General features: G+C 47.1%; 16 protein-coding genes. 9 read left to right on the forward strand and 7 right to left on the reverse strand.

The window, feature by feature from the left end; translation table 11 throughout:
* Positions 1–65 precede the first annotated feature (65 nt).
* On the forward strand, positions 66–773 hold the full coding sequence (locus AC121Z_RS01885) for a DUF2982 domain-containing protein (protein WP_498126187.1): 708 nt from the start codon (positions 66–68) through the stop codon (positions 771–773).
* On the opposite strand, the gene AC121Z_RS01890 is transcribed toward AC121Z_RS01885, so the two are convergent.
* Positions 770–3,832: a hybrid sensor histidine kinase/response regulator gene (locus tag AC121Z_RS01890; RefSeq protein WP_498128119.1), complete on the reverse strand. Its 3,063-nt coding sequence runs from the start codon at positions 3,830–3,832 to the stop codon at positions 770–772. The genes AC121Z_RS01885 and AC121Z_RS01890 overlap by 4 nt on opposite strands.
* Before the next feature lie 225 nt (positions 3,833–4,057).
* Between AC121Z_RS01890 and parC the strand changes: the two genes are divergently transcribed.
* From parC to AC121Z_RS01925, 7 genes are all read left to right on the forward strand, one after another.
* Positions 4,058–6,364: a DNA topoisomerase IV subunit A gene (gene parC / locus AC121Z_RS01895; RefSeq protein ID WP_498126189.1), complete on the forward strand. Its 2,307-nt coding sequence runs from the start codon at positions 4,058–4,060 to the stop codon at positions 6,362–6,364.
* A 187-nt stretch (positions 6,365–6,551) separates the two neighbouring features.
* Positions 6,552–7,346, forward strand: a complete 795-nt coding sequence (locus AC121Z_RS01900) for a DUF3450 domain-containing protein (protein ID WP_498126191.1) — start codon at positions 6,552–6,554, stop codon at positions 7,344–7,346.
* The gene (locus AC121Z_RS01905; protein WP_498126193.1) at positions 7,333–8,712 is read left to right on the forward strand and encodes a MotA/TolQ/ExbB proton channel family protein; all 1,380 of its coding nucleotides are present in this window, start codon (positions 7,333–7,335) and stop codon (positions 8,710–8,712) included. The genes AC121Z_RS01900 and AC121Z_RS01905 overlap by 14 nt, the downstream gene beginning before the upstream one ends.
* Before the next feature lie 2 nt (positions 8,713–8,714).
* On the forward strand, positions 8,715–9,245 hold the full coding sequence (locus tag AC121Z_RS01910; RefSeq protein ID WP_498126195.1) for a MotA/TolQ/ExbB proton channel family protein: 531 nt from the start codon (positions 8,715–8,717) through the stop codon (positions 9,243–9,245).
* Complete coding sequence (locus AC121Z_RS01915; protein ID WP_498126197.1) at positions 9,242–9,655, forward strand: ExbD/TolR family protein; 414 nt, start codon at positions 9,242–9,244, stop codon at positions 9,653–9,655. Before AC121Z_RS01910 ends, AC121Z_RS01915 begins: the two co-directional genes overlap by 4 nt.
* A gap of 44 nt (positions 9,656–9,699) precedes the next feature.
* The gene (locus AC121Z_RS01920; RefSeq protein ID WP_498126198.1) at positions 9,700–10,374 is read left to right on the forward strand and encodes an energy transducer TonB; all 675 of its coding nucleotides are present in this window, start codon (positions 9,700–9,702) and stop codon (positions 10,372–10,374) included.
* Positions 10,375–10,413: 39 nt separating this feature from the next.
* The gene (locus tag AC121Z_RS01925) at positions 10,414–12,183 is read left to right on the forward strand and encodes a hypothetical protein (protein ID WP_498126200.1); all 1,770 of its coding nucleotides are present in this window, start codon (positions 10,414–10,416) and stop codon (positions 12,181–12,183) included.
* Between the two features lie 55 nt (positions 12,184–12,238).
* On the opposite strand, the gene AC121Z_RS01930 is transcribed toward AC121Z_RS01925, so the two are convergent.
* The 3 genes from AC121Z_RS01930 to AC121Z_RS01940 all read right to left on the reverse strand — a co-directional run bounded on the left by AC121Z_RS01930 (position 12,239) and on the right by AC121Z_RS01940 (position 18,707).
* The gene (locus tag AC121Z_RS01930; protein WP_498126202.1) at positions 12,239–15,358 is read right to left on the reverse strand and encodes a TonB-dependent receptor domain-containing protein; all 3,120 of its coding nucleotides are present in this window, start codon (positions 15,356–15,358) and stop codon (positions 12,239–12,241) included.
* Between the two features lie 236 nt (positions 15,359–15,594).
* Entirely contained in the window at positions 15,595–17,379 is a 1,785-nt protein-coding gene (locus AC121Z_RS01935) for a tetratricopeptide repeat-containing sulfotransferase family protein (protein WP_498126204.1), read from the reverse strand.
* A gap of 89 nt (positions 17,380–17,468) precedes the next feature.
* Entirely contained in the window at positions 17,469–18,707 is a 1,239-nt protein-coding gene (locus tag AC121Z_RS01940; RefSeq protein ID WP_498126205.1) for an alpha/beta fold hydrolase, read from the reverse strand.
* Positions 18,708–18,889: 182 nt separating this feature from the next.
* Here AC121Z_RS01940 and AC121Z_RS01945 point away from each other — a divergent pair, with 182 nt between their 5' ends.
* Complete coding sequence (locus tag AC121Z_RS01945; protein ID WP_498126207.1) at positions 18,890–19,777, forward strand: hypothetical protein; 888 nt, start codon at positions 18,890–18,892, stop codon at positions 19,775–19,777.
* A 121-nt stretch (positions 19,778–19,898) separates the two neighbouring features.
* Here AC121Z_RS01945 and AC121Z_RS01950 read toward each other — a convergent pair whose 3' ends face one another.
* The 3 genes from AC121Z_RS01950 to AC121Z_RS01960 form a co-directional block, all read right to left on the reverse strand.
* Positions 19,899–20,276 carry a GFA family protein gene (locus AC121Z_RS01950; RefSeq protein ID WP_498126208.1) on the reverse strand — a complete coding sequence of 126 codons (378 nt, stop codon included), beginning with the start codon at positions 20,274–20,276 and terminating at the stop codon, positions 19,899–19,901.
* A complete protein-coding gene (locus tag AC121Z_RS01955) occupies positions 20,273–20,812 on the reverse strand; it encodes a DUF4136 domain-containing protein (RefSeq protein WP_498126209.1) in 540 nt (179 codons plus the stop codon). The genes AC121Z_RS01950 and AC121Z_RS01955 overlap by 4 nt, the downstream gene beginning before the upstream one ends.
* Positions 20,813–20,900: 88 nt before the next feature.
* Positions 20,901–21,701, reverse strand: coding sequence for a DUF1338 domain-containing protein (locus tag AC121Z_RS01960; protein ID WP_498126210.1), 801 nt, complete (start codon positions 21,699–21,701; stop codon positions 20,901–20,903).
* Positions 21,702–21,709: the final 8 nt, after the last annotated feature.

Below are 21,709 nucleotides of genomic sequence, written 5' to 3' on the forward strand. Positions count from 1 at the left end.
TGCTACTTGCAAACGCTGGCGCTTGATTATCTTGTGGGGAGTTATCATGCTATTGGTGTATTTGTATGTCTGGCAATGACGCAATTATTCGGATCAGAGCACAGTCTAAGCGTAATGGTATTACGACTACGTTCATTGGCTGCGCGCTGATTGCAGCAGGATTTATTATTCTCTCGCTGTTTCGAGAGTATTTATTTTTAGCCGGGGTTTTTATTGCTAGCGCAGGTATCGTTGGCGTAATTATGGGTTGGTTTAAGATCCGTGAGCCTGATTTTAGCCTCGAAATATCTCCCTCAGGGATCCGTTATAACCATCGGAATGGCCAGTGGCTGGTTGCTTGGGATAACATTCAACGCATCGATGCGCCGCGTGTCACACGCGGATTACAAAGTCATGACCTTGAAATGATCGGCATACGGTTGCGCGATTCTGCAGCGGTCATAAATGCAATCTCTCCGCGTCTGGCAACTAATATTTTGATGGAGCAGCGGCCATTGTTGCTGCAAAATCCCGATGGAAAATGCGCCACTGGTACATGCGCTAGCGCAGACCTGTTGGAAGACGATACGTTCAAACTAGATAATGGTGAGATATTGCGCGGCATTAAAGCTATGTTGGCGCACCGGATGCAAAAATTGCGTGAGCGTTTGGGATATGACCTATATATTGCCGCCGCTGAGCTCGACCGCCCAGTCAGTGAATTTGTCGTGTTATTGCGCAGTTGCCAAGAGCAAATTAGCCAACAGCAGCATACAGATTCAAAAGCACTTTAAGAGCGCAGCTTAGCTAAATGCTCTAGGCCATCCTTAATCACCGACTCACTCTCGGCAATTAAGATGGGCAGTAATTGATCAACTCTGTCCATCTGATTGCGTTTTAATGCTGACTCTAGTTCATCGCACCCGCTTTGAAATGGTGCGACACCGGTATAGCAACTGGCTCCGTGGATGCGGTGGATTTGCTGCAGTAGAACTTCATACTGTGCGCTGTGCCAAGCATTTTCGATTTGTTCGATGCAAGACGGCAACTGGCTAATAAAGGCATCTAATAATTCGAGCGCAGTATTTTCGTTGCCATTCGCCCGTTTAAGCGCTAATGCCCAATCAATGCTGGGTTGTTTTTCTGGCTGTATATCATGATTAACGCACCAGCGATTGATCACATCAATCAGTTGGGAGAGTTCGACAGGTTTTGGCAAATAGTCATCCATGCCTGATGCCATCAAACGTTCCTGCTCTTCTTTGAATGCGTGAGCAGTAACGGCGATAATCGGGGTTCCGGCATTTTTTTCACTTTTTCTGATCAACTGGGTTGCCTGCAAACCATCCATGTTGGGCATTTGTACGTCCATCAAGATAATATCAAAGGCTTGTTTTTGACATTCCTGTACGGCCTCTGCACCACTTTGTGTCAGCGTTAATAACACTGGAGAATCGCGTAACCAAGTTTCTATGAGGCGCAAATTCATTTCCATATCATCAACAGCGAGAACGGTTGCCTTGGGCAGCTGGCTGAGACGTGCGTCGTCCAGATTGCTATCCGTCGATTGCGGAGCGCGCAACAAACTGTCAATCTTGTTGGGCGTTAACGGCATCCTGAGTTGCGTATTAAAATGCTGACTTAAGCTAGGATAATGGTTGAATGGATCGGGGCCTGAATACAATAAAATGCGTTTACCGGCATTAAAGTGGAGTAAGTGGCTCAGGACGTCGTTGCGGTGTTCCAACTTATATTGCGGTAAACACGCGAATAAAAAGTCGACGCTATGCCCCTGATTATCGTATTCACTCAAGAAATCCAATGATTCGATGCTAGTGACATTGGCGCCCAGCAGCTTTAACAGTTTGGCACTGGCTTGTCGCGTTGCTGGCAGAGGATCATAAATAACCACATGCTTTCCACGCCACTCTTCACTGGGACTTAAGTAGTAGCGGTTACTGAGCTGGTTCATTTGCAAAGTTACGCAAAACGTACTGCCTTGACCGGGGGTGCTGTGCAGGGTTAACTGCCCACGCATCAAACGCACTAACTCTTGTGAAATAACCAAACCCAATCCGGTGCCCTGGAAGTTTCGATTAAGCGCATCATCAACTTGTGAAAAGGCACTGAATAATTTCTTCCGATCTTGACGGCTAATCCCAATCCCAGTATCCGCCACAATAAGTTGCAATTCATACAAACCATGCGGTAAATGCCGGCCATGTGCGCTAAAAGTGATATTTCCGCTAGCGGTGAATTTAATTGCGTTGCCGAGTAAATTGTTGAGGATCTGCTTGATCCGAAATACGTCACCGATCAATTTGTCAGGCAATTGACCGAGCTCAAAAATAAACTCCAGTTGCTTTTGATGGGCAGACTTCGCCATCAGACTGACCATGTCCTCAAGTAATTGATTGGGGGCAAATGGCTGGTTATTTAACTGGAGCTTGCCAGCTTCGATTTTAGAAAAATCGAGGATATCATTGACAATGGCTAGCAATCCGTCTGCCGCGTCATTAATAATTTTCACTTGCTCCTGTTTTTCCGTGGGGAGCGATGCGTGCATCAATTCTCGACTAAATCCAAGGATAGCGTTTAGGGGAGTGCGAATTTCGTGACTCATATTCGCCAAGAACTGCGATTTTACGTTGCTCGCCTTGATCGCATCTTTACGCGCAATATCTAAACGCGCGTTCTGCTCTTCGATCAACTCCATGTTATTGCGTAAATCGGTAGTGGCCTGCTCTACTTCGCTTTCTAACTGAGTGCGACTTTTCTCCATCAATGCCAATGAGAAAATTCCGGCTTCTAGGAAAACGCCGACTTGAAAGCAATACGCGGTAAAGCGATTGGAGGGTAAAACACCAATTAAGCTGAGTATGCCCACGACGGCGCCTATTGCTAACATGCCCCACGCAAATATGAAATAACGCGCGGGATGAAAGTCGTTGGCATAGCTCTCAAAGCCCGCAGCAATATAGCTACAAATCGCAAGTATACCGACCGAATAAATAGTGCCATTTAGCCAAATAGGGGGCATAAAGTTGAGTAACGATGCTATGCCCAGAATCGCTTGTAAATACAGCATTAGCATCACGACAATATGAGCTTTGGGGGCAGTTTTCGCGGTGTTCAAGAAGGTTAGAGTGAAGATCCCGCTACTCAGACCAATAATGATAAAGAGTAAATTGGTGTGACTGATTAACCATGGATACAGCACGTCACTGTCGATTAAATGGACGTGCCCACCCCATACGAATTGCCAAATTAATACAGTGGAAATGTAGCCAACATAGGTGAGAAGGCTTTTCTCCCTAACATTGAAATAAAGCACCAAATTATAGATTGCTAGGATAATTAATCCGCCATAGAACAGGCCCCATAAAATGCTGTCAATTAGCATAGATTTGATATGTTGCTGTTCTGAGCGAATGGTAACAGGGGCAATCAAACTTGAACTATTGCTTTGAATTCGCAGGTAGAGTTGGATAGGGGTGTTACTTGGGATCTCTGCAAGCAACACTGGGATCCGATAGGTTTGTTCCGAACGCAATTTCCCTTGCTGCGATTGGGCAATGATCTCGTTTTGGGCAACCAGATAAAAGTCGACCTTTTCTAACTGACTAAAGTCGACATCGATGGCCCACTTGCGATTTTCGGTGAAATGGGTAAAGGTCGCCATTAACCACAATCCGTGGTCGCTGAAACCATAATTAGGGTTTTCTTTGGCGCTCCAACTAAACAGCTGACGTGAATTCATCACATCACTGATTTGCCATTGAGAACTTCCTTCACGATAAACTAAAAAGTTATCAGAAAGCCTGATTGAGTCATCCTCGTTTAATAACTGCATGGCAATTTGCGCATTGGCGAATTGGGCTGCGCCAAGAGCAAATGTCAGCAAAAGGCTCACAACAACGATTTGACTGAAGGATATGAGGCTGAAGCGGCGCGGCTGCATTTTTATTGTCATATTACTTGTAAAGCTCATATCACTCTGGCAATGAATCGTTTATGATGAGAAAACTCAAACGTCATTGTTACCAAAACAACAGCAAAAATACAGTACAACTAGCTTATGAGTGACAACATTACGATCAACGCGGACGGCGTTGAGCAACTTCCTCTGCAGCGCTTCACCGAAGATGCTTACTTAAACTATTCCATGTACGTCATTATGGACCGTGCCTTGCCACACATAGGTGATGGGTTAAAGCCGGTGCAACGTCGGATTATTTATGCGATGTCAGACCTTGGTTTAAGCGCAAATGCCAAATATAAGAAATCCGCTCGCACAGTCGGTGACGTTTTGGGTAAGTTTCATCCGCATGGTGATAGCGCTTGTTATGAAGCCATGGTGTTGATGGCGCAACCGTTTTCTTACCGTTATCCGCTGATCGATGGGCAAGGCAACTGGGGGGCTCCGGATGATCCAAAGTCCTTTGCAGCCATGCGCTATACAGAAGCGCGGCTCTCGAAGTTCAGTGAAGTATTACTTAATGAATTAGGGCAGGGGACTGCTGACTGGATCCCAAATTTTGATGGCACACTCAAAGAGCCCAAAGTACTACCCGCTCGCTTACCGCATATTCTACTGAATGGCGTCACTGGTATCGCTGTAGGTATGGCGACTGATTTGCCGCCGCATAACGTGCGCGAACTCGCTAACGCCTGTGCCAAATTGTTGGATAACAGTCGAACTGAATTATCTGAATTATTAGAGATTGTACAGGGCCCTGATTATCCCACAGAAGCTGAAATCATCACGCCAAGAAGCGAGATCGCAAAGATTTATGAGAGTGGTCGTGGTTCGATTAAAATGCGCTCGGTATTTCATGAAGAAAGCGGTGACATCGTTATTACGGCATTACCACACCAAGCTTCGGGTGGAAAAATCTTAGAGCAAATTGCAGCGCAAATGCAGGCTAAAAAGTTACCTATGGTTAGCGATTTGCGTGATGAATCGGATCATGAAAATCCGACTCGCTTGGTAATCACTCCGCGCTCCAATCGCGTCGATACAGAACAGTTAATGCAACATCTGTTCGCCACGACCGATTTAGAAAAGAATTATCGCGTCAACCTCAATATGATAGGGCTGGACGGGCGTCCACAAGTCAAAGATCTTAAAACTATCTTGTCCGAATGGTTAGTGTATCGCAAGGACGTGGTGACTCGCCGGTTGCAATATCGTCTCGATAAGGTGCTGGCACGCTTACACATTTTGGAAGGTTTATTAATCGCATTTCTCAATATTGATGAAGTCATTGCGATTATCCGTAACGAAGATAAGCCCAAACCAGTGTTAATGAGTCGTTTCGGCCTGACAGACACCCAAGCAGAAGCGATTTTGGAGCTAAAACTTCGTCACTTGGCCAAACTGGAAGAGATGAAGATCCGAGGCGAGCAGGAAGAACTCGCTGCCGAGCGTGATAAGTTGCAACTCACTTTGGGTAGTGAGCAACGCATGAAAACCTTAATCAAGAAAGAACTCCTTGCTGATGCTGAAACTTATGGTGATGATCGCCGCTCGCCCATCGTTGAGCGTAGCGATGCCAAAGCGCTTTCAGAAAAAGAATTAGTCCCATCAGAGCCGGTAACTGTGGTGTTATCAGAAAAAGGTTGGGCGCGCTGTGCCAAAGGCCATGATGTTGATGCCGAAGGGTTGAGTTATAAGTCTGGCGACAAGTACCTTGCCAGTGCAATTGGGCGAAGTAATCAGCAAGCCGTGTTCCTCGATACCTCCGGTCGAGCCTTTGCCTGTGATGCGCATTCCTTGCCCTCTGCACGCAGTCAGGGGGAGCCAATGACGGGTCGCTTCTCTATCGTGGCCGGCGAATCATTCGCACATGTGCTAATGGCGGCCGATGAGCAAGCATATCTTGTAGCTTCTGATGCCGGCTATGGTTTCGTTGGCAAATTTGTCGACATGGTGAGTAAAAATAAAGCAGGAAAGGCTTACCTTTCTTTACCGACCGGAGCAAAAACATTAACGCCACAGCGGGTCGTGGATATTGCGACGGATTGGTGTTTAGCCATTACCACTGAAGGCCGCATGTTAATGTTTCCACTTAAAGACTTGCCCACGCTAGGTAAAGGTAAGGGGAATAAGATTATTAATATTCCGAGTGCGCGGGCACAATCGCGCGAGGAATATGTCAAAGTGCTTAGTGTTGTGCCGCAAGGGGCGAGTGTTCGCATTATTGCGGGCAAACGCGGTATGTCATTGAGCGCCAGTGATCTCGAGCATTATAAAGGTGAACGCGGCCGCCGGGGTAATAAGTTACCGCGGGGCTTGCAGCGCGTTGACGCTATTGAGCTGGAAGCACCAGCGATACATGATTCCATGGAGCTAGAGCCGCCTGAAAATGATCAAGGTGATTAATGCTTAAAGACGTTACATCAGTAATCTTGGCATTAGTGCAACCTGCTCTTGGCGATTCCTGTAGCTAGCGAGTAAAAGCGACTTTAATTTTTGCTGGTATGTGTCTACAGTTATCGTTTCAGGCAGCGCTTACATATCGACGCTTTTAATTAATGGTGACGTGATAAGGTCAAGGATCGATACGCTTATGAATTTTTTACTGCCACGAATTGCTGCGCTAACAGCGTTCATTTGTTTTATGTCCAGCGCATCAACGGATAGTCAGTCTTCTGAGCCCATTCAAGTACTCCAAGATACGCATCAAGCCCTTGCCGAATCGCAGCAGAAAATCGATCAGCTGGACAGTCAAACTGCCCAGCTTCTCAAAACCTACCGAGAATTGTTGCAGAAGAAGGATTACCAGCAATATTATAATTTTCAACTGCAACAAAAAGAGCAAGCCCAGCAAGAGGAAATTGCAAATCTACAGCGGCAATTGCAGGAACTTGACGCTGTTGAAGTCTTACTAATGCCACTATTACAGAGCATGCTTGTCGCGTTGGAGGAGTTTGTGGTGCTAGATGTGCCTTTTCATTTTCAAACGCGTATGGATGGCTTGCAGCAGTTGCGCAGCCGCATTTATTCCGGAGCACAGGCTTTGCCCGATAAATACCGTCTGCTGATGGAAGCGTGGCAAATTGAATATGAATACGGGCGAAGTGTTGAATCTTGGCGCGATACGCTCAGTGCTTCTACTGGCAACATCGCCGACAGTGACCTCATTGTGACTTATTTACGGGTTGGTCGCGTGGGTTTCTACTATCTTACCCTAGACGAATCAGAAGCGGCGCTATGGAATAAGCAACGGCGCGCGTGGCAAGTATTGCCACAAGCATTCGTGCCAGACGTAAAACGGGCGATTCAAATAGCAACAGAGCGCATTGCACCTGAGTTGTTACCGTTACCGATGACCACCGATTGGGTGCAATATGCAGACGAGTAAGACATGGTTGCTGGTCGGCACCCTCTTAGCATTAATTAATACAGCCTATGCTCAGCAAGATCACCAAGCATTGTTGCAAAAAGTTAAGCAAGAGCGCGAGCAAGAGCGTCGCCATATGGCGGAGCGTGAGGCGCGTTTTATCCAAAATAAGGAACTGCAAGCACAAGCATTACAGCAGGCACAGGAAGAGTTTGAGCGCTACCAACGTGCCAATAATCCGTTGCAACAACAAACCGAACGTAACAGCTCTGAAATACAGAAGTTAAAAGACCAAATAGCCCAACGCAAACGCGAAATTGGTGATGTCGAGGGGGTATTGGAACAGATGGCCAGTGATTTTAGTGCGGCGTTGCAACAGTCGCCTACCAGTATGCGCCTACCTGAGCGGCGTGCCAAAGTTGAGACTATTCAAGATCCGGCACAGGGATTGAGTTTGTCGCGTCTGGAGACACTTTGGCTACTGGTGCAGGAAGAGATGACCTTAGCGGGCAATATGCAGCAATTTATCGCGCCAGTTGTGCAGGAGGACGGCCAGATTGAACAACAACGCGTGTATCAATTTGGGGGTTTCAGTAGCTACACTCAACAAGGTTTCTTACAGTACATTCCGGAAACTCGTGAATTTCTGACTGTCGCCGGTAGCAGTAGAGAGAATCAGGTTAACCAAGCTTTTTTTCAAAGCAACGCAGACGTTCACACGCTATATGTAGACCCTTCCAACGGCAGCTTGTTAAATCTATTGGCATGGAGCCCAGACTTGCATGAACGGTTTGAACAAAGCGGTGTCATTGGCAAAATTATCGTTGTGATAGGAGCATTGGGTGCACTCATTATTGTTTGGCGCATGCTGATATTGCTATGGCAACAGTACCGTTTACAACGCCAGTTGCAACACCTGGAAACGCCAACCTCAGATAATGCATTAGGTCGGGTGCTACTTAAATTGTCGAGCCTCACACTAACACCGATGGCGTTATCTAAGAGTGAAGAGGGTGATGCTTGGCAAGCGCTGCAATTGCAAGTCGATGAAGCACTGATCCACGAGTTAAATACCCTAGAGCGGGGGCAGAACTTACTCAAACTACTAGCCGCCATAGCGCCTCTTTTAGGATTACTGGGAACGGTGACTGGGATGATTATTACCTTTCAAAGTATCAGTTTTTTTGGTAGCGGCGATCCAAAGCTAATGGCCGGTGGTATATCGCAGGCGCTAATGACGACCGTACTCGGTCTTATGGTGGCGATCCCACTCTTATTCGGACACAGTTTTTTAAATAGTCTTTCTGAGGGCATAAGCCGTCGCTTGGAGGAGCAAACCACCAGTTTATTAACCCGCACACTTGTCGCCAAGCAAGCAGAGGATTAAGCGTGGAAATCGTGCTGCGTGAAGCATGGAGTGGACTGGATAGCTTGTTCCAGCAGGGCGGGTGGGTCCTGTGGTTAGTCTTTTTTGTTTGTACATTGCTGTGGGTGTGTATCTTTGAACGACTCTGGTTCTTTCGGTTTGAGTATCCAGGTCTAGTTAAGCGCGCGCTGGAGTACTGGCAATCGCAAGCAAGCCCTAATCCTTGGATAGCACGCAGTGAGCGACAATTTGTGATAACGGAAGTCGAATTGCGACTGCAGGCGCGGATTAAAATTATTCATACGCTAATTGTGGTGTGTCCGCTGACCGGTCTACTCGGGACCGTCACCGGCATGATTAACCTGTTCGACCTGATTAGTTTGAATGGTAACAGCGATGTGCAAGCCATGTCGGCGGGGATTTACCAGGCAATTTTACCAACCATGGCAGGACTGGTGGTGGGCCTATCCGGATACTATTTTGCGCTGCGTATTAGCCAGAAGGCAGAGCAGTGCGGGCAACTATTGCGCGACAGTTTGGGGTTTAGAGCATGAATGCATTTAAACGTAAACGTGCGGCACAACAGGCGGAAATTGATATGACGCCAATGCTCGATATTGTGTTTATCATGTTGATTTTTTTTATTGTGACCACGTCTTTTGTGAAAGAATCAGGTATTGAAGTAAACCCGCCGCAAGCACAGAGCGCTGAACGTAAAGACAACACGACAATATTGGTTGCGATCAACGCGCAAGGCGAGGTTTGGATCGACAATCGTATTGTGGATATCCGCTCAGTGCGCAGTGTTGTAGCCCGTTTGCATGCGCAAAATCCACAGGGCGGCGTAGTTATTCAGTCAGATAGTGATGCGCGCACACAAGCGCTAATCAGCGTCATGGATCAAATACGGTTGGCTGGTGTTGAGCAGGTCTCGATCGCAGCTCAGCCTGTTCCGGCTATATGAACGGTCTCTTTGTACCTAAACCGCCCCTTAGGAACGCCAGCAAGTTGCTGCTGTGTTTAATTGCCGCTGTTTGGGTCAGTGTTGCTTTGTTTTACTTCATGCACCAATTAATCACGCGGCCAATACCTGATTTGCCAGATGTGGAATTCTCAGGTTTCGTAAAACTATTACCAATGAATCAACCGCCACCACCTCAAACCGATACTCCAGAACCGAAAGAAGTTAAATCAGAGCCTAAATCGCCGTTGCTTGATGTGCAAAGTTTACCTACTCAAGTTAGCGCCCTCGAACTTGTCGAAGGACCAGAATTAGCGTTAGCCGGCTTGCAATTGGGCGATGGGTTCGGTCAGGGACAAGAGAGCGTGATCGTAGATACCGCATTGAACGAAGCGTTCGGCGCGGATACTCGACAAGGATTCGTGGAAGTTAGGCCCTATGCCACACGCCGACCTAATATTCCGGATATTGCCTATCAGAACCAATTAAATGGCTGGGTGTTGGTTATATTTAATGTGTCAGCGACTGGAAAACCCCACAACATCAAAGTGCTTGATGCGAGTCCGAAAGGGATATTTGAAGAGGAGGTGATTAAAGCCGTTAAGCGCTGGCGCTATGATGTACGCGCGATGCTGGATAGTGGGCAGGATGTGATCATGACGCAAAGGATAGAGTTAGACTGGCAGAATTATGCGCAAAACTTGCCCTATTATGACGAATAGTTATTGCCAAGCTGTCCACAACCGGCAGGGTAATAAAGTATGCTGAAAATACAACATTGGCTACTACTGACGGTTATTTGTGGTCTCAGCGAACGTGTGGATGCTCAATACCGCAGTCGATTATTCATCGATCCGCAACAGACGCTCAGTGCATCAGAACTAGACTCTATTGCAGCACTTGAACAGGCATTTTCCACTCTTGATGATGATTATCAGCGTGCGCTTAGCGGGCAAGCGCTCGCTCGACATATGTTAGCCGCAAAAGACTATGAAAAGGCCGCAGAATACTATGCGCAAGCCCTGCAAAGTAACAGTTTAGACGAGCTTGCGCGTGTACCCTTGCGCCAGGAGTATGCACAAGTTTTGCTACTGCTAGAACGCTATGCGGAAGTGATAGAGCTCTACAATGATGTGGTCTTGCAGACAGAAGACCGACTTGTGTTAGCACGCGCGAGCCTTGCACAAGAGCAGTTTCACCGCGCAGTGACATGGCTAAAGCCGTTATTAGAACAGTTGGCGCAAATAGATGAACAGCAGATTAGACAGCTTGCTGCGATACTCTATCATGCAGGCAGTTCAGCTCTGGCGGCACAGGCACTGCATTTCCTTGCGATAAAGTATCCCAATGACATCGAACTTGCTCGTCAGTTGACGACGTTGTACACGCAAGCCAATGATCATCCCGCGGCGCTTTCCCGTTGGGCACTAATGGCCAGTGCGGGGCTGCTGCAGCGTGAACAGGATTGGCTGTTACTCGTGGAACTATACCGCCGGAATGACGCCCCCGAAAAGGCAGCGAGAACGCTGCAACAAGCCATTGAATCAAAGCAAGTAGCAGCCGATGCGGATCGTTACTATCAGCTTTTCTCGCTGTGGTACGAGAGTAAGGAAAGTGAGCAAGCGCGCGCGGCATTGTGGCTGAGCTTACAACAGGTGCCTATTTTAGAACGTGGCCTAGTGCTCACAGAGCTATACCAGCAAGCACAGCAATGGCAAGACATGGAGCGTGTTATTGGGCTAATTTGCAATCAAGTACTGCCAGACGTACAGGCCGGTCAGGTTAATTTGTTACTCGGTATTGCGCGCCATAAACAAGGGGATAATGAACAAGCCCGCCGAGCATTCATCAATGCGCAACTGCTGGGTGGGTTGGGAGACTTGCCACAGCAATGGCTGGATTATATTGATGCTGCTCCTCCGTCACGTGCTGAATCAGAACAGTTGTGGGGAGAATGCGTGCCCGCAGAAACTACGATTAAGTTACCCGAATATGCTCAAACGAGTAACCCAAAGCTCGCGCTACAGAGTGCCGAGAGTGAGCGCGAAAATGTGCCTCAAGATTTACCTGAAGAGGCTAATGTACTCACTATTGTTGAACTCCCTGAGGCCCGTTTTTATGCCTCAACTTTGACCACAACCCTGCAATCACTCAAGCAAGATGTCACGCGTAAGACCTTTAGCTTAGTGAAAAGTTTGGTGCGCTCTGGTGGTGGCGTGGATGGTAAGCTGCACTTGTTCTTCGATGGGCTGCAAGGCGAGCATGAAGTTTCATTGACCATGGGGTTCCCATACTCAGGCGTGCCGATGAATTCGGCGGGCAATCGAGTTATGCGTAAGTCGGCGTCAAGAGCCGCTACGCTAGTTTATCAAGGTTCAGCCGAGGGGCTTGCAGCAGAATGGGAGGGATTGATTCGACAAACCCTTGCCAATGGGCTAACACCAACCGGTCAGTCGCGCATGGTGATCTTAAGTGATACCGCGCCACCGGGTCAGCTTGATGTTGAACTGCAGTTATTAATCAAAGAATAAAGCAAAAAAAAGCCGTGACGGTTGCCCATCACGGCTTTTTTGTAGAGTTAACTATTTACTCCATGTAATAGTTCACACCAATGAAGAACGTACGTCCTCTAGGGCCAACTGGCCATGCAAGCTCAGTGAGGAATGGGCTTTCATCAGTCAGGTTGTTGATACCACCAAACACCGTTAGATTTTCATCAAACTCGTAACTGGCATTGATGTCGTGGATTGTCACACTGCTGTAGAAACCACCATCATCAAACAAGGCTTCAAAGCCATTGATACCCAATGAGCTCTCAACTGCACCATAGGCCTGACGGCTTTGGTAAGTGGTTTGGAAGGCCATGCTGAGTGGGCCACGAGCCCAGCTAAGTTCGATATTACCTGAGGTTTTTGGCGTTTGGACTTCTTCCAAAACAACATCCACATCGTTTGGATCGGTAGGATTAAAGAAACGATTTAATGATTCTTGGCGAGTACCAACAAGGTTGATACCAAACTCGTTCTCATCCATTTCGAAGGTATAGTTGATAGAAACGTCATAACCATCGGCTTCGACTCGAGCAAAGTTAAGTTCACCCGTAGTTAAATTATTTAAGCCACCGTCTGCGCGACGTGAGAACTGTTGACAGAAACCTAGATTCGGGAAGCTTGCAGAATCATAACACCCATTTAGGATATCGCTAGCAGCTACTGCACCTATTGCATCCTCTATTTGAACATCCCAGTAGTCCAAGGTTAGCGTTAGACCTTCAATAAAGCTTGGTCTAAATACAGCACCTAATGTTAGCGTTTCTGCTGTTTCAACGTCTAGATTTGGATTACCGCCAGACGTCCCACTGAAGCGTGCTGTTAGTGGGTTAGTCCAAATATAATTACCGTTACCATCGAGTATTTCAGACGTTGGGATACCTAGAGCCTCCAATGAAGCGACACAGTTTGGTAAGCGCTCACCTGTTCCTGCATTAATGTTCGCTGGATCACAAGGATCTTCATCTAAATCGACTGTGATTGGCAACTGCGGATCAAACAGTTCAGTAATATTGGGGGCGCGTACGGCCTCTGAAATAGTACCCCGTAAATTGAAATCTTCTACTGGGCTATATGAGAAACCTAACTTCCACGTAGTCGCATTACCCAGCGTTGAATAGTCTGCAAGACGGATTGCACCATCAACTGTTAGCTCATAGGCATACTCGCGATCAAGAAAAATCGGTAAGCGAACCTCAACAAAGGTATCCCAAACATCATATTCACCGGCAGTATTGAATTGCTGTACGTTATCAATACCCGTAATGAAGTTTAACCAAGGCGATACTTCGCTAACCAATATACCCGGTGTATAAGATGTACCTTGCGGCAGAATACCTAGCTCGACGGGGTCCAAGCGGTTGTCACTGGATTCTTCGCGGTATTCGATACCGGCAGCGTAGCCAATGGCGTCATCCAATATGCTGTCCAGCACTTCAAACGAACCGACTGCAGTTAATGACAATACGGTTTGCTCAATAGTCAGCTTGTCTTGCTTACGCACGGAAATAAAGTCTTTGGCTTCTTGGCTTAGGGCGTCGGTACCAAAGGGGTTTAACGGCGCACATTGACCATCACCAGGGGTAAAGGTGTAGTACTGGTCACTAAAGAAATTACCGTCGGCATAGTTCACGTTATAGGCAAAATAATCAATTTCATAGGCTGCGTTTGGATCTAAGTCTGAACGACAAACGATATTACCGTTAGCATCCGTTGTGGCATCAATCGCTGCGAAAATACGATCGATATACTGGTCAGTATAGTCGGTGGTGTTAGTAAAACGACCGTGGTTTACCGCAAATTCGAGCGAGTGGTTGATATCATAATCCCAAGTAAAACCACCCACAAAACGCATGGTTTCGCGCTCATATGTCGTTGGGTCATCATCCCAGGCAATGGCGTCTTGGGTTAATAATAAACCGCCAGTTTGGTCAACTACCGGTAACAGCTGCTCAGGAATAAATGGGTTATCCGGTAAAATAAACAATGTGTCGTAGTATGAGTCATACTCTGTATAAACATTACTTTCAGTATTGACGTATTTTGCTTCGAAAAACACATTGAGGTCATCGGTGAGTTGGTAGTTACCGTTTAAGTTAACCACCACCTTGTCAGTATTGGGCATCAAGGTGTCATTATCGAAGTTAAATTTACCGCCGTCACCACCGCTACTTAACAATCCATTATAAATCGGACCGTCAGAATTTACGCGTACCGTACCGTCTGGATTGGTTATCCAGCAGCCCGCAAGGAAGCCGGTCTGCCCACCCAGTGATTCCTGACAGTCAGGAATACCATTATTGTTGATATCAACATAAAGAATATCTCGACCGCCAAACGTTGGTGCAATTGAACCTTCATTCGAGGTTAACCAATAACGAACGTCGCTGGCGAGGATACGACGATCACTGTTATTCGGGTCAGGTACGATTTGATGCAAACCGTTATTGCGTGACCATTCGCGGTCACCATGCAGTAATTCTTCTTCCTTTTCTAAGGTAAGGGTTAATACCACATTACCTTTATCATCATCAAAGTTTTTACCAAATGCGCCATCGAAGGCAAAGCTTTCACCGCCGGATTCTTCTGGAATGGCGCTGGTGGCATTCAGTTGAATGCCCTCAAAGTCATCTTTTAAGATAAAGTTAACGACCCCGGTCACCGCATCCGCACCATAAATTGCTGATGCGCCGCCGGTGGTCACTTCCACACGTTCGACCAGTGCGCGCGGGATGGTGCTGATATCAACCGCTTGCGAACCACGGAAACCGGCCACATGGCGACGACCATTAACCAAGGTCAATGTGCGGTCTTCACCGAGACCGCGCAGGTTTAGCGCGTTGGCACCAGTTAAACTGTTCTCAGACGTCGTGGAAGAGATCAAGGCGGGAATGTCATTGACGACATCTGCCAAGTTGAGCTCGCCCGACAAGGCAATGTCTTTGCTATCCAGCGATTGGATGGGAACTGAAGAAACCACATTAGGGTCGGTAGGAATTCTTGAGCCTGTGATACTGATCACTTCTACTGCGGCTTCTTGTTCAGCTTGCGATTCTTGCGCAACAACAGTTCCCGTTGCACTTAAACCGAGCGCGGTTGCAATGCATAACGACACTGCAGAGCGCTTGATGCCATGTTCTTGTGTGTGTGCTTTCATTTCGTTTACCTCAACGAGCTTTTTATTTATGGTTTTTGAGCATACTTTATGCCATCTCTGACAACCGCCGTATGAAGCGGTTTAGCGCCGGCGTAGTGCAATATTTCGCCACACTATGCTAAATGCTAGTGCAACCTGACGCACAATGGTAGTGCAATTATGCGTTTTGGTGAAAAACGTGTAAGTGTGAAGAAGCCTATCAACTCTATGACGGCGGTGTAGCGCAGTTTAAGCTGTTACCGTAGCGTGGGGTGCAAATGTTGCTGCAGTTCTGCTAACTCGATTTCAACCCTACGCCATACGTCAATACTTCTGGTATAAAGAGGTTCTCGCACTTGCTCACTGCTTGCCGTATGTATTTTGCGAGTATTGCGATGAAAGTGTAAACACCGTTCGTCATAGCATACCCCCACTTGGTCCAACAAACGGCGAATTTCTTGCTCAGGGGAGGCGATCAGATCTTCATATTGCACGGTAATGATGCGCCCGGGGAGCACAGTGTGCCAGTGTTGCATCAGAGAATCATACGCATTAATCGCTCTGGCAATATCGCTCAAGCGATAACTGAAATCGACGCCCGCATGAAAAAATTGCTTATACAGACTTAGGCCGCAATCCATCGGGTGGCGGCGTACATCAATGATCCGGGCATGGGGTAGTATTTTATGGATAAGTCCAATCAAGCGAAAATTGAAGGGTTGCTTATCAACAAAGAATTTGCGGTTTTCACGTCTGAACAGCGCGCCCTTATCGAGATAGTTCTGGCCAAGTTGGGTAAGTTCTGGTTGCCGCATTTGGGGCAATGCAGCAAACAAGTCCAACTGTTGGCTTTTTTGAGTCAACCTCTGAGCTTCTCGTTCTATGGCCGGCAACGTGGGTTGTTCGATGGTGCCTTCGATTTCGGGGTGGCTGGCAAGAATTTGTTCAATTAACGTCGAGCCTGCACGGGGCATGCCGACAATAAATATGGGGCAGGGCTGATTGTCGAGAGGTTTAGCTTGGGTCTGCAATGATCCAGCTGAAAAGGCTTTCTTGCGTCGCTCAAACTCCGTTTCCATATGCTGTATGGTCGTGTGCTGCGCCGGAAACAGCTGGTTTGCGCGCGCGTAGAGTGACATGCTTGATTTGATTCCGCTCGACAGTTCAGTTGCCTTGGCTAACGCAAATGTCGCAATCGCTCTCGCTCTGGCTGGCAGGGAAGCGGTGTTTGCAAGGTGTTCAAGCCTACTTATCTCATCCTCAGAAAAACGATAGTTTTTCATATCGGCTAACGCCCACCATGCGTCAGCATTTAGGGAGTCTGCGTGAAGACTTGCATGCAAGGCTTTTATGCTATCATCGCGTTGACCAACAATGCGCAAAGCTTGGCCTCGAATTAGCGCCAGTTGAGTTTGTTTTTGCGGCTCATTGTTGATGAATTTTGCTGCTCTGGCACAGGCCTCTAACAGCACATCAGTTTGGCTGTATTTGAGCAACAAGCCTATCCACCGCCATAAGCTCTCATAGCATTCATTCAGCTGTACAAGTGCTTCCGCAGATTTTAATGCGCCAGCATAATTGTCTGACTGCACATAACTATCCAGCAGTAGTTGTCGCAGTGTCATATGTGCAGGTAGAAATTGAATATGCTGTTCGAGCAAGTGAGCGCTTTTTTCAGGATCATTATGCAGTAACGCAACGTGCGCGAGAGTAAATAATGCCCTGGGATGGTGCGGGCAGGCATCCAGCATATCTTGTGCAATTTGGTCGGCGTCTACGTAGGCCTTGAGCGCCATGGCGTGTTGGATTTGCTTAAACTCCTTCGCCAATGGGTCGAATTGCTCTGCGTGTTGGGCAATATCACGCGCTTGCGGTAAGTATTGCGCCAGATACAAGCATTGGCTTAATTTTAACCAGCCTTGGAAGAAATTCGGCGTTTGCTTGAGCGCTTGGTTTAATAGGGCAATTGCTTGGGCATATTGCTGGTCTGCCATACATTGATTGGCATGGTTTAAAACCTGTTGCAATTGCTCTGTGTGCATAGTGAATTAAATGAGCGTTGTGGCGTCAATTGTGGCGTAAGCAAACCAGAAAGCCTTGGCACTTGCAAGCGTAGAGAGCATTATCAGATTTAGCGCTTTAAGACTTTGTTGAATTGCTCCACAAATACTGGATCCGCCAGCACTCCCGCATGGGAACCCGTGAGACCGAACATTTGCGCAGCTTCTTGCTGTAGTTTGAGTGGGATCTGACTTTCTAAAGACACCACGCCATCGTCGCCACTGCCGCTTTCATAGGTAAAGAAAAGGTAGTAGGGGATATGATCGGGTAGATCCCAAGCCATTATCTCTTGAATAAATTCACTGCCAGCCGCGACATCCCGCCAAGACGGTATGATGATCGGCGAATATTTGACGCCAGAGTTCGCGCTGTCCATACCCATCATCGGGCTATTGATGGTAGCAAATAGACCAATGTCGGCTGCTCGTGGTGTGGCAAGGTATTTCTTGATAAATGAACGGCTGACCAATCCGCCCATGCTATGGGCAACAACGTAAAACTCAGCAAAACCATATTGCGATTGCAATTGATTCACGCCATTAAGAATAAAGTCACTGATCAGATCGAGTCTAAACCCGCTCGCGTAAAAAACCCCAACAGCCTGATACCTCGTGGTATCTAAGTTCGCGATTAAACTCTCCCAATTACTGATACTGCCACCAATCCCGTGAATGAAAATAACGGGAATTTTAGTTGGGTCGTATTCTGTGAATAAGTAAATTCCACCGCCCACGGTCTGCACAAATTCGATCGGGCGTATCATACCAAGCAATGCGTTTTTACGAGAAAAGATGGGGTCGCTCACTTTGACTATGCGACCAGTGGCTATTCTTGAGGTGGGTAAGTCGACAGTAACGGAATAATCGCCTGAGTTAATCAATGTGCCGGTTATTGTTAACGGTTGCGCCCGATAACTCTGGACCTTTGAGACATTGATCATTGCAGGGGGACCATTCAATTGACCATAATAGGCGGCCATTTCAGTATCGCTTTGATAGGTTTTATCACCATTAACGTCATTGAAGGCAACTAAAAAGTATTCTCCCGGAGGCACTGCAAACGTATAGTCACCATTGGCGTCAACCGCAGTTTGGTTAATTAATATCAGATCAAAATCATCAGCTTTTTTCATCAATAGCACATGCACAGAATGTAACGGTTTATTCTCAGTTATAGTCACCCGCCCACTAATGACCGACAGAGAGTCCGCTACCGCGAGTTCTTGTTTTACGTCCTTTATGACCGAGCACGAAGGCAAGAACATAAGTAATAGGAGTATGCTGAAGTGGAGACTACGTATACGTGCCATTGAAATCATCATGGTTAAATTCAATTATTAGTATGACCCAAATCGTACGAAAAAGTTAACCCCCAATTTTCTGCGCAGATAATTATTGTTAAGCGGTTGTTGAGTGAAATTTTACGCCAGTGTAATCCCTGCATGGCATCGGTGCGTATGCAAACTTATCATTAAAGTTGCACGAGGCGCTTATGTTTCAGGTTAGAGTCACAACCCTATTTAGACTGCTGCTGAGTATTAGTATTTTGAGCGGCTGTGCGAAAACCTCCCCACAGTTCGAAAAAGTACCGCAAGCATTTTCAGATGGCCTTAGCGCTGAGGCGATTTTCCAGCAGTCTTGGCAAGCACATGGCGGTGACTATATATCCGAATTGAACGATGTGAATGTGGCAATTGATGGGGAATGGCATTATTTGATCACCAAAATCCAGCCACTAGTCACTGACCATCGATATCGGCAGACTTCAGAGGAGCGGATTATTGTCATGCCGCGGGTCTACAGCGCTATATTTAATGGCGATGCTGGCACCAAGTGGGTTTATCGATCTGAGAATAATACCTTCGTGACTTATGATGGAGAACCCAGTCAGGACCGACAAACTCAGGCCGCGGCTGCATTAACGTCGGATGCTTTTTATTTGTTCACCTTGGGCCCACTCGGGTTAGCCAACCGAGTGACTGATTGGCGTCGGTTGAGTGATGGTGAACTGGATGGTGATACCTATTATCGGATAAACGGCACTTTGCGTCCGGGAATAGGTGAATCCGAGGTGGATTACATTACGCTTTGGATCAACCGAGCCACATCATTGACCTATCGCTTGCATATTACCTTAGAAGGCTTTGCAACAACACAGGGCGCACATGTGGACACCAGTTATTTAAAGTATCAGACCATCGACAACTATGTTTTCCCTGTACACTTTTTTGAGCGTGTTGTGGGCCCTATTAATATTGATGCACACGAATGGTGGTACACCGGTATCGATATTAACCGTGGTCTGACGGCTACAGATCTGAACACAAATGAATGGTCTGAACGCGCACAAAAAGCAGCTGCAACGTTGGAGTATGATTAGTTTTAGTGTGGGATAGATACTTGGTGTTGGGTCAGCCTGCTGCTAACCGCAAAAAAATAACCCTAAAATTAGACTAGACCTGCAATAGGCTGCAAAAGGGGGGATAAGATTGAAGAGTCATTTACTCACTTTTATGCGCTAACGTGTGCGCATTCGCTTCCCAATTCTGCCCATCAAATTCAACAATAGTGACGGCTGGAGGACGTTGGTCTAAACAGCGTAAATTCACGTCGACTCCATCTGGGTTGGAGCGTGGTATATAAAAGGGCTTAACGCCACAAGTGGCACAGAAATAGTGTTTAGCAATACCACTGCCGAAGGTATATAGCTGCAAATCCTCGGCGCCCTGCTCGATAGTGAACGCCCGCTTGGGTACAATGACGTGCAAGTAGCCAGCTTTTTGGCAAATGCTGCAATTACAGTCTTCTACTTCAATGTTGTCGGGCAACTCGACACTAAACCTTACTTTGCCACAATGACAGCTGCCGGAATAATTCATGGTTGTGGCTCCGCTGATTGAGGTACCGGTAATTGGGCTAGCAGGCGATCCAACATTTTATCGTGTAACTCATTGAGTCCTTTGCCATCCCGAATGCTTATTTTAGCTTCGTCTTGCGCGGTCCACACCACCTGCTGATTAGCAATTAGGTCCAGTTGCATGATTTGCCAGTCGACTGTCCTGTCGCCGAGAGGGAGGCTGACCGAGGTACCAATACCAATGCTTGAGTGGCGCCCCCCAGTCTGAGAGCCGAGTCCGATTGAAATAGCCTGATCGTTCGGGCGTTCTTCAGTGCGAACGCTGAGTTGCAACAAGGTGCGGGCATCATCGGCAACATTCACTTGTCTGGCGCGCAGTTTGGATTTTAGCAGTTCACTCACGTAAGGTAGGGCAAGATTCTCCACATCGTCAGTTGATTGCACACTAACCGCCTGGATCTGGCTGAAGTCAAAATTGGGGTCGCGGTCGGTAATAATCCTTTTGCTGGCACAACCGACCACAAGACATGTCAGTAGCAGAATGCATAAAACGCGCATAAAAAAGCCCATTCGGTATGAATGGGCTTAGCATATCAGGTTCGGTTGCTATCAGCCATGGACGGACACAAAAGGCCGAGGAGACAGCTTAGCTTGCGTTGGTGCTTTCAAAAATTTTGTCAGCTGAGGCTGCAACAAAACCTTGATACAGCTCGCCATTGGGCAAAGTATAACGCTGAGCAAATTCATAGAAACAGCTCGGGATCGTTAGTGTTTCGTCAGTAAATTCTACCGCTTGTTTGTCAGCCATGGTTGAGGATTGCGCCAGATAAACGTCTTCTCCACCTTTTATTTCGCCACCTGAGGTATTGAGTTTAAACCCATTCTCCTTCAACAGCTCGTTCACTGCGGCCAACGATAAGCCACTTTGCAGTTGGTTAATGCTGACGGTGAAGTGGTTAGCACGGAAACCCCATGCTGCCATCCAAGAAGCATATTCTGATTCTTCAGCGAGTGCACGGTAATCAGCAGCGCTGACTTGCCATTGTGCTCCGGAATAAAGAAAGTCAGTTTGCGTTGCCGCATCATCACTAATTTGGTCGATCATTTTATCGATAATCGCAGCCGCATTTTTTGATAGTTCATCAACACGTAACTCACTAATAAACACTTTGGGATAAGTGCTGTTTGGATGCTCAAAGTGCTTTGCGGTTAGCTTCTTTGCTTCGAAGTTATAATCACCTTTGGCTTCGTAGCCCAGTGCTAGGAAGTGTGCTGCCAACTTATCTAAATTGATTTTGGCACGATCGAAGGTGCGAAAAGCGACGTGATCGTTGATAATCGCTTCGTCCTCAGAGGCAAGCAATTTGTGTACTTCGTGTGCTGAAGGCGTGATCGCAATATAGTCCTGCCATAAAGCGTCAAATAAACTTTCAACTTGAGTATGCATGTGTGTTC

Source organism: Alteromonas sp. DYW1 (genome assembly GCF_059752595.1).